Here is a 12,779-nt window from a genome sequence, read left to right as displayed (position 1 = left end):
GCGGGTATACCCGCTCTTTTTTATTTTACCTTATACATTTCTTCGCGCTGTGCTTGTACAGCTTCTGAATTGATGTATTCGTCATAGGTCATCAGCTTGTCTATGATTCCATTGGGTGTTAATTCAATAATACGATTTGCGACTGTTTCTGTTAATTCATGATCTCGAGATGTAAACAACATTGAGCCTTTGAAATCTTTCATACCGTTGTTTAATGCTGTAATGGATTCGAGATCCAAGTGGTTTGTCGGTTCATCGAAGATTAGAAAGTTTGCACCTTGTAACATCATTTTGGAAAACATACAACGCATTTTTTCTCCTCCAGATAGAACAGATACTTTTTTCATAACCTCTTCGCCAGAAAATAACATTTTACCTAAGAAACCGCGTATAAACTGCTCATCTGCATCTGGATTGGATGTGTAGCCTCTTAACCAATCTACAAGATTGTCAGATACACCGTCAAAATAGGATGAGTTGTCCATTGGCATATCTGCAGGAGTGATGGTAATTCCCCATTTGATATCCCCTTGGTAATCTGTATCACGACCGGAGATAATATCATAGAATGCCGAAGTAACTAAGGAATTGGCTCCTAATACGGCTATTTTATCACCTTTATTGATCATGAAAGTAATGTCTTTGAAGAAAACTTCGCCATTTACTGTCTTGCTCAATCCTTCTACATGCAACGTTTGATCTCCAGGTTCTCTATTCATCGTGTTGAACATGATAGCAGGATATTTACGATTCGAAGGTTGGATTTCATCAATATTGATTTTATCTAAAGCCTTTTTACGTGATGTAGCTTGTTTTGATTTTGAAGCATTTGCTGAGAAGCGACGAATAAATTCTTGAAGTTCTTTTACCTTATCTTCTGTTTTCTTATTCTGATCTGCTCGTTGTTTTAAGGCTAGTTGTGAAGATTCGTACCAAAAAGAGTAAGCACCAGTATAGATCGTCATCTTTCCAAAATCTATATCAACAGTATGTGTACATACAGCATCCAAGAAGTGACGGTCATGGGAAACGACTAGTACGATCGCTTCGTAAGAAGCTAAAAAGTCTTCTAACCAAGCAATAGTCTTAATGTCCAAGTCGTTGGTAGGCTCATCGAGAATTAAAATGTCAGGTTTTCCAAATAAGGCTTGTGCTAATAAGACACGAACTTTTTGATTACCATCTATTTCTGAGACTAACTTATAATGGAATTCTTCTTTAATACCTAAACTGCTTAAAAGGGTAGCGGCATTGGACTCTGCGTTCCATCCGTCCATTTCAGCAAATAAGCTCTCTAGTTCTCCTGCACGCTCACCATCTGCATCAGAGAAGTCTTCTTTCATGTAGATAGCGTCTTTCTCTTTCATGATTTTGTACAGTTCTTGATTTCCCATCATTACAGTTTCTAAAACTGTAAATTCGTCGAAAGCATAGTGATCTTGACTTAAGACCGACATTCTATCTCCAGGAGTAAAAGAAACAGATCCTGTGGTTTGATCCACCTCTCCAGAGATGATCTTTAAAAACGTGGATTTACCCGCACCGTTAGCACCGATAATGCCATAACAGTTTCCAGGAGTGAATTTTAAATTGACATCCTCGAATAGCACACGTTTGCCAAAACGAAGGGATAGATTGGATACATTAATCATGGCGCAAAGATAAGGTTTATTTTATTTACCAACCTTATTTTATACCAAATTCGGTTGTGATGGTTCGTTTGAATTCAATCACTTCGGGTGCGATTTTAAACCCTTGTCCTCCAAAACCTTTGTTGTACGTATCTATGCGTTCGCCACTGCTGTAACCTGTGGCATCGGTACCTGATCCGTCATTGGATAGGAATAGAAGTTTTCCTAATTTGACATCGGCTCTATCGGCAATTTTATTTGCAGATTTTAATGCATCGTCATAGGCGATCAGGTCAGCTTCTCTAAGGATGCTGTCAGCCTTAGAATGATTAAATTGAATCTGAGCGATGCTACTTATTTTTGTGTCCAATAATTTCGCGGTTAGTTCCGTGAACTTATTCAAATCATGTAGGACGAAATCTATGGTTTGTTGAGCTTGAAATCCCACAAATTTGTAATTGCTACCCACATATTGGTAGTCTTTGTTGGCCGATATACTACTGGTCTTGATATCCTGTTCTTTATTTCCAAAACTTTCAAGTATACGCATTACAGTATCTACAGTTGCTTGTGTCTCTCGAACGGCATCTACCATTTTTGGTTTTGAAAAACTAGCGTTGATGGTTAATGTAACTTGGTCAGGCATTACGCGGATTTTTCCTTCGCCACTGACTCGGATACGGTTCTGATTTTCCGTATTACTGTTACTACAGGAAATAAATGTAGCCGCTGCAAAAATACATGTAATCAAAAGGGAAAGTGATTTGAATTGTTTTGCCATAATTTTGTGTTTAAATAAGGATGAAGCTAGGCAATAATTTCCATAAATAATTTTACAGATTATACTTGATGTTTTTTTTGTGCACTTTGCTGGGGAATCGCTCCGCATACTGTAAAACCAGCGTATTCATATAATAGTTGCTTATACATTTGTCTTTCTCAGAAATAATATCTTCAATTTCAGTGTTTTGATTGTCGATAGTAATAAAGCCAAAGGCAGCGAGCTGATCGTCTTTAAAATAGATATAAGATTTTTCGTCTAGACACCTTCCCTGATCTATTAATAAAAAAGTATTGCGTTGTAGAATCACGGAATCTAATGCTTGATTTACTTGATCATTATATTCTTTTACAGCGACAATATTGGTGTAATCTACTGCTATTTTTTGCTCCGGACGTACGGAGTAGAAATAACAGAGTTTTGGGGAGAGCTGATATTCATTCATTAATTTTAGAAGCAGTTGATTGGCTTCTGTTGCGCGCTCAAAATATTGTATTGCTTTGGCTTGCTTGTTAAATGTCGAAACTAATAAACGTTTGTAGCCTTTTTGGTCTTCATATTCAAAGAGGCCGAATTTGGGTTCAAACTTCTTCAACGCTTGATTATGTATTGGCCAATGTTGCTTTATCATTTTACACTCCATGAGTAGTGCCATTAATTCGGTTCCACTCTCTTGATAGTCAATACGGTAAACGTCGTTAATAAACGATTGTCTTTTTTGAGAGGTGTTATTACCGCTAAAGTGAGTTAGGACTCTCTTTTTTATGTTGACCGCCTTGCCGACATAGACTATTTTGTCGCTTTTATTTTTGAAAAGGTAAATGCCGGCAGATTCTGGCAATCTTAAAAAATCTTCTTGATTGATATGCGTGGGTAATCTATGTTCTTTTGTGTTTTTTAGTGTTGTTGCAATAATCGACTCGGTATCGTTTTTTAGAAGTCTTTCGAATAGTGTGACCGTCGCCTCAACATCTCCCATTGCACGGTGACGGTGGTGGATCGGTATCTCTAGATTTTGACATAGTTTGCCTAGGCTGTAGGAAGCTAGATTAGGAAATATTTTGCGTGATAGACGAACTGTACAAAGTTTTGGAGCCTTCCAGTCATAACCAGCTTTCTTGAGTTCTTGATTTATAAAAGAATAGTCGAAATTAACGTTATGTGCAACGAATACACGCTTTTGTAAGATGGCGTAAACTGTTTTTGCAATATCGTTAAAGGAAGGAGCATGAGCGACCATGTCGTTATCTATTCCAGTTAGTGTTTGAATATGATAGGGAATGATGGTTCCGGGATTCACTAAGGTTTCAAATTTCTCTAAGACATGTTCTCCATTGTGTACTATAATAGCGATTTCTGTAATTCCATTATCCCCTGCATAAGAGCCAGTGGTCTCTATATCCACGATTGCATATTCCATATTTCAAAAATACTAATTATATTAGTTGGTAGTGAGCGGATTTTTATTAATTTTATTGTAATGAAAAAACTTATAACACTATTTGTTGTCGCAGGTCTGTTTTGGGGCAGCCTTTTTGCTCAAGGTCAGGGTAATAGCTTCTATAAGCTGCCGGTCTATGGTAAGTATTTTGAAACAGTAGAACAGTTTCATCGGGTCGACACAGTAAAATATAGAGGTATGCCTGCAGCTGTAAAAAAGCTGTATACGAATAGTGCAGGATTGTTTGTCACTTTTAAATCTAACACTACTGAATTATATGCAAAGTGGTGTACCACAGAAAAAAAAGTAGGACTTAATCTTACCGCTATAGCAAATAAGGGATTAGATGTCTACATCAAAAATGAAAAAGGGAAATGGCAATATGCGGGTTCCAAAGGGACAATTGAATCTTGCGACGAATCTCTTGTTTTAGAAAACTTGGGTAATAGGGAAAAGGAATTTTTAGTTTACCTTCCTCTGTATGATGAAACTAAATCTTTAGAAATAGGAGTAAAGGAGGGTTCTAGCTTTACCAACTTGCCTAATCCTTTTAAACGTAATATCGTTGTGTACGGGTCTAGTATTGTTCATGGAGCTTCGGCTAGTCGCCCAGGGATGGCCTATCCTGCGATTATGTCAAGACGTACCGGATTTAATTTTTTAAATTTTGGTGTGAGTGGTAGTGCTAAAATGGAAAAAGAGGTTGCACATATGTTAGGAGACACAAATCCTGATTTGTTTATTTTAGATTGTGTACCAAATTCTTCGCCAGAACAGGTTAGTGAGCGGACAGCGTATTTGGTTTCTTACTTACGTGAAAAGCATCCAAATACTCCAATCATTATGATTCCATCAGTGGTGAGGGAGCTTAGTCATTTTAATCAAAACTGGGCTAAACGTAATGAACAACAAAACAGCAACTGGAAAATAGAATTTGATAAGCTTATAACCAAAGGGATGAAATCTCTTTATTATCTTGATACTGACTATCTATTGGGGGATGATCATGAAGGAACTACCGATGGCACACATCCTAGCGATTTAGGTTTCATGCGCATGGTAGAGAAAATTGAGCCTTTTGTACTCGATGTCATGAAGAAACATAAGATCAATTAATAAAAAAAGGCCGAAGTAACTCTACTTCGGCCTTTTTTATATAGAAAAACTATTAAAACTCCCTTCTACCTGGATATTCTTGAAGTGCTTTTTCTAAGCAGATTAAAGCACGTTTTAAATCATCTTGATTTAGGACATAGGCTAGACGAACTTCATTTAATCCAAGTCCAACGGTACTGTAAAACCCTGTTGCAGGCGCCATCATGACTGTTTCGTTTTCGTAAGAGAATTTTTCCAACATCCATTGACAAAACTTATCTGCATTGTCAATTGGTAATTTTGCTACAACGTAAAATGCACCACCTGGATTAGGACAGAATACGCCATCAATTTTATTTAAGCCTTTTACTAATGTATTTCTACGGGCTGTATATTCCTTTGAAACGGCTTCAAAATAGGAATCAGGGGTGTCTACTGCGGCCTCTCCGGCAATTTGACCTTCTAATGAGGGACTGAGACGAGCTTGTGCAAATTTTAAAGCAGTCTGATAAAGACCTTTGTTTTTGGTAATCAAGCAACCGATACGGGCTCCGCAGGCAGAATAACGCTTTGATACGGTGTCTAAAACAACAACATTATTTTCAAGTCCCTCTAAGTGCATAGGGGAAATAAATTCACGACCGTCGTAGCAGAATTCTCTATATGCTTCGTCAGAGAAGAGGTATAAATCGTGCTTGATACAGATGGCCTTTAACGCTTCTAGTTCTTCACGTGAATAAAGATATCCTGTTGGATTGTTTGGGTTGCATATCGCAATAGCTTTTGTCTTTTCGGTAATAACCTTTTCGAAATCAGCGATAGAGGGCAATGCAAAACCATTTTCTATATGAGATACTATCGGTTTTATTACTATATCTGAAGAACAGGCAAACCCGTTATAGTTCGCGTAAAAAGGTTCTGGAATAATAATTTCCTCTCCCGGGTTAAGACAAGCTTGCATGGCTATTGTAATAGCTTCGGACCCCCCATTTGTGACAAGAATATCGGTAGGTTGTATGTTGTACTCTAGTTTATTGTAATATTCTGCTAGCTTATTACGATAGGACGCTGTTCCTTCTGATGGAGTGTATGCCCATACTTTAAAGTCTATGTTTTTTAAAGCATCTAACATTATCTCCGGTGTTTGGATATCAGGTTGTCCAATATTTAGATGATATATTTTCTTTCCTTCCTTTTTTGCGTGATCTGCAAAAGGGGTAAGTTTTCGTATTGGAGAAGCTGGCATATCCATGCCTTTTTGTGATATCTTTGGCATATAACTATAGTTTAATGTATTAAAATGGTGTACAAAGATACAAAAAGAGAGGGTATAAAAAAGCCGTAACGATTTCGATCTGTTACGGCTTTCTATATGCTTTTTAGTTTCTTTTTTTATTCAACGTTACCTTTTACAGTTAAAGTCTTTACGGGCGTCTTCGTGTTTGATTTAACAGTAAAAGATTTCGTAAAGGGACCCTTAGTAGCTGCATTGTATGTAACTTTGATCTTGCCAGAATCACCTGGTTTTATCGGAGCTTTTGAAAAATCAGCTACAGAACATCCACAAGATGGAGCGACTTCAGATACAATAATCGGAGCGTCTCCTGTATTATTGAATACGAATTCGTAGCTCGCAGGCTTATTAAAAGGTATAGTCCCGAAATCGTGTGTCTCTTTCTCAAATTTGAATTCTCCAACGGCGACAGCCATCGCTGATAATGAGATGAAAGCAATTAAGACTGTTGCTATATTTAATAACTTTTTCATATTTTTTAATTATATAGTTTTGTACGCTAAATATTCTTAACTCTCTTCAATAGATATGCCAAAAGTAATTGTTTTATTTTAAGATAATTTGATAGCGGCCTTTAACAACAATATTTTTACATTAAATGTTTGTATCGGACTACAATATCGTATTTCTGGTTTAAATTATGCCTTCTTTTAATAAGTCTTGGATATGTATTATACCAGAGTATTTACCATTTTGTGTTATTAATAATTGAGAAATGTTATTTTCTCTCATTTTATGCAAAGCATTCGCAGCAAGTTCTTTTACTTCAATTTCTTTTGGTTTTTTAGACATGATGTCGGCAGCCTTTAGCCCGGAAATATCGTCGTGTTTTTCCAACATTCTCCGGATATCACCATCCGTAATAATACCTACTATTTGTTCGTTATCAATAACTGCTGTTGCACCTAAGCGATATTTTGTAATGGTTATTATCAGTTGTTTTATAGAATCCTCTTTATGTACAAAGGGTTTCGCATTGAGGTTAGACACGTCACCAACCTTAAGATAAAGTTGTTTGCCAAGAGCTCCCCCCGGATGGAATTTGGCAAAGTCCCGGTCTGTAAATTGTCTTGCGGTCTGTAGGCATACGGCTAATGCATCGCCCATTGCTAGTTGGGCAGTTGTGCTTGTGGTGGGAGCTAGATTATTTGGACATGCTTCTTTTTCTACGGTGGTGTCTAGCACATAGTCTGACTGTTCTGCAAGGTATGATTTTGTATTTCCTACAAGGCCGACAAGTTTGTTTTGTGTTTGTTTGAGAAAAGGAATTAAAACTTTTATTTCGGGAGTATTTCCGCTTTTAGAGATTGCGATGATTAAGTCATCTTTTTGTATTATTCCTAAGTCCCCATGTATGGCGTCTGCAGCATGCATAAAGATTGATGGTGTTCCTGTAGAGTTTAGTGTAGCAACAATTTTTTGGGCGATGATAGCACTCTTTCCAATACCAGTTAGAATTACTCTTCCACGAAGATTTAGAATAAGGTGTATTACCTGCACAAAATCATCATTAATTTTGGTTGCTAAATTCAGCAGGGCTTGAGCTTCAAGCTCTAGTACTGCGATGGCCTCTTTTTTTATTTCTGAATTGCTTTTCACGGAAAATCTCCTTATTTTTATAATACAATTCACAAAAATAAGTTATTTAAATTTTAGATAGGTGACCACCTTCTAATTTTGTAGCTGCGCAGATGGAAATAGAAAAATCTTTGTACGATAATCTCCAAGAATTCTTTGGTTTTGATACATTTAAAGGGGATCAAGAAGCCATTATTACGAATGTTTTAAATAGGAAAGATACCTTTGTCATCATGCCCACTGGAGGGGGCAAGTCAATTTGCTATCAATTACCCGCATTGATGAGCAATGGTACAGCCATAGTAATATCGCCGTTGATTGCCTTGATGAAGAATCAGGTGGATCAACTACGGGCTTTTGGAGGAACGGATAGTATCGCACACTTTCTAAATTCTTCCCTTACAAAAGGAGAGATTACGAAAGTAAAAAGCGATGTTACTGAAGGTAAGACAAAGTTGCTTTACGTGGCACCTGAATCATTGTCTAAGGAAGATAATGTGCAGTTTTTGAAAAATATTAGGGTCTCCTTCGTAGCAGTAGATGAAGCCCATTGTATTTCGGAGTGGGGACATGATTTTCGCCCAGAATACCGTAAAATACGTTCGATTATTAATGGAATAGGAGAGAATATCCCAATTATTGCATTGACAGCGACCGCTACTCCTAAAGTGCAGTCTGATATCCGGAAGAACTTGCAGATGAATGATGCGACCCTGTTTAAATCATCATTCAATCGTTCTAATCTATTTTATGAAGTAAGAACCAAAAAGAATGTCGTAAAAGAGATCGTTAAATTTATTCGGGGAAATGCCGGTAAGACCGGGATCATATACTGTTTGAGTCGGAAGAAGGTTGAAGAGATTGCAGAAGTATTAAATATTAACGGAATTAAAGCTCTTCCATACCATGCGGGGTTGGATGCTAAGACCCGTGCTGATACGCAAGACAAATTCCTTATGGAAGATGTTGAAGTAATCGTCGCTACGATAGCTTTTGGGATGGGGATCGATAAACCTGATGTACGTTATGTCATTCATCACGATATTCCAAAGTCTATGGAAGGGTATTACCAGGAGACAGGACGTGCTGGCCGCGACGGAGGTGAAGGGGTATGTGTATCGTTCTATTCGAAGAAAGATGTCGAGAAACTGACAAAATTCATGAAAGATAAGCCTGTATCTGAACGTGAAATAGGTACACAGATTCTTAAAGAAGTTATTGATTACTCCGAGTCTTCTGTTTGTCGACGTAAGCAAATATTACACTATTTTGGTGAAAAATTTGACGAGACGGGGTGTAATAGCATGTGTGATAACTGTCGTGCGCAGAAGACATATTTTGATGCTGAAGCAGATTTGATAAAAATGTTGAATTTTATCAAAGAAGAAGGTGATAAATTTGATGACCATCATATTATTAATGTGTTTTTAGGACAGAATAATCAACCGATTTCTTCATATAAACACGATGACCATAAACTATTTGGTTCCGGTAAAGAACAAGGTGTTAACTATTGGAATTCACTTATTCGACAAGGAGAACTTGCAGACTTTATAAAGAAAGATATCGATCATTATGGGCTGCTCGCTCTGACGGAAGATGGCAAACGTTATCTAAATAATCCATATGCTATTAGATTTATCTTGAATAGACCTATGGAGGCGGCTGATGAGGACGGTTCTGAAGAACCAAAACAATCCTCAGGAGCTCTTGATGCCGATCTGTTGGCGATGTTGAAGGATCTGCGTAAGAAAATTGCGAAACAGAAGTCTCTTCCTCCATTTGTTATTTTTCAGGATCCATCTTTGGAAGAGATGTGTACACTCTACCCCATAACAATGGACGAGATGAAGCAAGTACACGGAGTCGGTGCAGGCAAAGCGGTGAAGTTTGGAGCTTCTTTTGTAGAGTTAATTAAGAATTATGTAGAAGATAAAGGAATCGATAGACCACAAGATTTAATTGTCAAGAGCACTGCAAACAAATCGGCATTGAAAGTAAGTATTATTCAGAATATTGACCGAAAAATAGGTTTAGAAGATATTGCTTCATCTAAAGGGATTACCTATGAGGATTTGCTTAAGGAAGTCGAATCTATTGTATATTCCGGAACGAAACTCAATATTGGCTATTTTGTAGATGAAATGATTGATCAAGATAGACAGGATGAGGTATATGATTATTTTAAATCAGCGGAGGTTGACTCTATCAAAGATGCGTTGTCTGAATTAGGAGAGGTAGACTATACGTATGAGGATATTCAACTTATGCGGATAAAATTTATATCAGAATTAGGAAATTAAGAAAAAGATGATTGATAAATATTTGCCAGAGATTAAAAATGGTGGTTCCAAGCAATTCTTTTTGATGGCTGGACCTTGTGCAATTGAAGGAGAGGAAATTGCGCTTCGAATAGCAGAGCGGATTATTCGGATCACAGATTCTTTGAATATTCCCTTTATTTTCAAAGGGTCTTATAGAAAGGCAAATCGTTCAAGGATTGATTCCTTCACAGGGATAGGAGACGAAAAGGCTCTCAAGATTTTAGAGAAGGTGGGGCGAGAGTTTGGGGTACCTACGGTGACAGATATTCATGAGAGTCATGAGGCTGCGATGGCTGCAGCTTATGTTGATGTGTTACAGATTCCGGCATTTTTATGTAGACAGACGGAATTGTTAGCCGCAGCAGCTGAGACTGGAAAAGTGGTTAACATTAAGAAAGGACAGTTTTTATCTGCGGAGTCAATGGCATTTGCTGTTGATAAAGTCAAAGATTCTGGCAATGATAAGGTGATCCTGACGGATAGAGGAAACTCTTTTGGGTACCAGGATTTGATAGTAGATTTTAGAGGTATCCCTGTGATGCGTTCTTTTCAAGTACCTACGGTAATGGATTGTACGCACTCTTTGCAACAACCTAACCAGACGACAGGGGTAACTGGGGGGAAACCGGCTTTAATCGAGACCATTGCTAAAGCTGCTATTGCAGTGGGGGCCGATGGTCTTTTTATTGAGACGCATCCTGATCCTGCAAATGCAAAGTCTGATGGTGCAAATATGCTGCACTTAGATTTGCTTGAGGGACTGATGCAAAAACTTACACGCCTACGTGAGGCTGTCATATAAGGATAAATAATAACGTGATATTTCCGTTTTGGTGTTAAAATTTTAAACAATTAGGGCGTTTTAAAGAACGCCTTTGTTGTATAGTTTACTTTTGGCTTTTTTGGAATATTTTTCAAGTTTCTCCTAAAAAATGCCTTTATTTACAGAATAAATGACAATTATAACAGCTATCCTTAATTAATGGAACATCTTATTTCTACTATTTCAAGTTATGTTTGGAGCGATTTTTTTATTTACCTCTGCTTGTCGATAGGCCTTTATTTCTCTTTACGGACGGGATTTCTCCAAGTTCGGTACTTAAAAGATATGGTTAATCTTCTTTTTAAAAAGAAGAAGTCAGATGAAGGGATATCTTCATTTCAAGCTTTTGCCTTGGCTATTTCTGGACGTGTAGGTACAGGTAACATCGTTGGAGTGGCTACAGCAATATTTATGGGAGGCCCAGGTGCTGTTTTTTGGATGTGGGCAATCGCCTTTTTGGGATCGGCCTCTGCGTTCGTAGAATCAGCACTGGCCCAGGTTTATAAGCAAAAAGAAGGTGGAGAGTTTAGAGGCGGACCAGCTTATTATATAGAAAAGGGATTGGGTGTAAAATGGTATGCGGTTTTATTTGCAGTGATAACTATTGTGAGTACTGGGTTTCTACTCCCAGGGGTTCAGAGTAATGCGATTAATGGCACGATAACAAATGCGTTTGACTATTCTAACAGTGTAATTTCTTTAGGTAATTTTGATATGACTATAAGTTGGGTTGGGATTGTAGTTGTACTATTGCTTACAGTTATTATTATAGGCGGAGTAAAGCGGCTGGGACAAGCCTCCGAGTTTATTGTACCCTTTATGGCTGGTGCCTATATCCTAATGGCTTTGATTATCATTGGGATGAATTTTACACAGATTCCGGCCGTTTTTAAACTTATTTTTACTTCAGCATTCAGTATGGATGCAACATTTGGGGGGGTGGTTGGAATGGCTATAGCCTGGGGGGTTAAACGAGGGATTTATTCAAATGAAGCAGGTCAAGGGACCGCTCCTCATGCGGCAGCTGCTGCGGATGTGCGACATCCTGCTCAACAGGGATTGGTGCAGGCATTCTCTGTATATGTAGATACACTCTTCGTCTGTACAGCGACTGCTTTGATGATCTTGTTTACCGGTATGTACAATGTTGCTGAGGGATTTGATCAGTCTGGCCATGCAATCTCTTTATTGAAAGAGAATATTCCAGGGATAGCTGCCGATGGATTTACACAGGCGGCAGTCTCACACCACTTTCCAGGATTTGGTAATCAGTTCGTGGCGATAGCTTTGTTCTTCTTTGCTTTCACTACGATCATGGCTTATTATTATTACGCGGAAACTAATGTAGCTTATATTGTGAAGGGTAAGAATAAAAAGATGGTCATCTGGATATTGCGGATTGTCTTCTTGTTCTCTACTTATTTTGGTACAATAAAGACAGCGAAGTTAGCTTGGGATCTAGGTGATATCGGTGTAGGTTTGATGGCTTGGGTCAACTTAATTGCTATTGTCTTAATGAGCAAGACTGCAATGAAGGTATGGAAGGACTATGTCTCAAAGAGAAAGCAGGGAATTGAAGATCCTGAATTCAATCCGAAAGAACTTGGTATTAAAAATGCAGATTTTTGGGAAAAATAGAAAAAGGGGTGGTCTTTACTACCCCTTTTTCTATTCCCCTAATTAAGTCCGCCAATACATGTTGTCGCAAATATCAAGACAAATGCAACAAAGAGTAGCAGTAAGAAAGTGGTATAAGAAAGCTTTCTCATAATATTAAGTTTGTTTAAATAGTGAAAGTTCACTTGCAAACAG

Annotated in this window: 10 protein-coding genes; 4 read left to right on the top strand and 6 right to left on the bottom strand. The window is 37.9% G+C overall.

Annotated features, from left to right (window positions below; all coding sequences use genetic code 11):
* Positions 1–20: 20 nt before the first annotated feature.
* The 3 genes from B5X76_RS04880 to B5X76_RS04870 are packed head-to-tail and all read right to left on the bottom strand — an operon-like array spanning position 21 to position 3,832.
* Complete coding sequence (locus tag B5X76_RS04880) at positions 21–1,652, bottom strand: ABC-F family ATP-binding cassette domain-containing protein (protein ID WP_079641785.1); 1,632 nt, start codon at positions 1,650–1,652, stop codon at positions 21–23.
* A gap of 34 nt (positions 1,653–1,686) precedes the next feature.
* A complete protein-coding gene (locus tag B5X76_RS04875) occupies positions 1,687–2,412 on the bottom strand; it encodes an SIMPL domain-containing protein (protein WP_079641783.1) in 726 nt (241 codons plus the stop codon).
* A gap of 52 nt (positions 2,413–2,464) precedes the next feature.
* Positions 2,465–3,832 (bottom strand): exonuclease domain-containing protein, encoded by a 1,368-nt coding sequence (locus B5X76_RS04870; RefSeq protein WP_079641781.1) that lies wholly within the window; start codon positions 3,830–3,832, stop codon positions 2,465–2,467.
* Positions 3,833–3,892: 60 nt separating this feature from the next.
* Here B5X76_RS04870 and B5X76_RS04865 point away from each other — a divergent pair, with 60 nt between their 5' ends.
* On the top strand, positions 3,893–4,969 hold the full coding sequence (locus B5X76_RS04865; RefSeq protein WP_079641779.1) for an SGNH/GDSL hydrolase family protein: 1,077 nt from the start codon (positions 3,893–3,895) through the stop codon (positions 4,967–4,969).
* 52 nt (positions 4,970–5,021) lie between these two features.
* Here B5X76_RS04865 and B5X76_RS04860 read toward each other — a convergent pair whose 3' ends face one another.
* The 3 genes from B5X76_RS04860 to B5X76_RS04850 form a co-directional block, all read right to left on the bottom strand.
* A complete protein-coding gene (locus B5X76_RS04860; RefSeq protein ID WP_079641777.1) occupies positions 5,022–6,224 on the bottom strand; it encodes a pyridoxal phosphate-dependent aminotransferase in 1,203 nt (400 codons plus the stop codon).
* A gap of 116 nt (positions 6,225–6,340) precedes the next feature.
* Positions 6,341–6,715 carry a DUF1573 domain-containing protein gene (locus B5X76_RS04855; protein WP_079641775.1) on the bottom strand — a complete coding sequence of 125 codons (375 nt, stop codon included), beginning with the start codon at positions 6,713–6,715 and terminating at the stop codon, positions 6,341–6,343.
* 160 nt (positions 6,716–6,875) lie between these two features.
* Positions 6,876–7,841 (bottom strand): KpsF/GutQ family sugar-phosphate isomerase, encoded by a 966-nt coding sequence (locus tag B5X76_RS04850; protein WP_079641773.1) that lies wholly within the window; start codon positions 7,839–7,841, stop codon positions 6,876–6,878.
* A gap of 92 nt (positions 7,842–7,933) precedes the next feature.
* Between B5X76_RS04850 and recQ the strand changes: the two genes are divergently transcribed.
* The 3 genes from recQ (at position 7,934) to B5X76_RS04835 (ending at position 12,605) form a co-directional block, all read left to right on the top strand.
* Positions 7,934–10,123, top strand: coding sequence for a DNA helicase RecQ (gene recQ / locus B5X76_RS04845; RefSeq protein ID WP_079641771.1), 2,190 nt, complete (start codon positions 7,934–7,936; stop codon positions 10,121–10,123).
* 7 nt (positions 10,124–10,130) lie between these two features.
* Complete coding sequence (gene kdsA, locus B5X76_RS04840; protein WP_079641769.1) at positions 10,131–10,946, top strand: 3-deoxy-8-phosphooctulonate synthase; 816 nt, start codon at positions 10,131–10,133, stop codon at positions 10,944–10,946.
* A gap of 180 nt (positions 10,947–11,126) precedes the next feature.
* Positions 11,127–12,605: an alanine/glycine:cation symporter family protein gene (locus tag B5X76_RS04835; RefSeq protein WP_079641767.1), complete on the top strand. Its 1,479-nt coding sequence runs from the start codon at positions 11,127–11,129 to the stop codon at positions 12,603–12,605.
* Positions 12,606–12,779: the final 174 nt, after the last annotated feature.

The organism is Sphingobacterium nematocida (assembly GCF_900168125.1).
Classification (GTDB): Bacteria; Bacteroidota; Bacteroidia; order Sphingobacteriales; family Sphingobacteriaceae; genus Sphingobacterium; species Sphingobacterium nematocida.
Note: the sequence above shows the minus strand (reverse complement) of the source record. Positions and strands in the feature narration are given on the sequence as shown.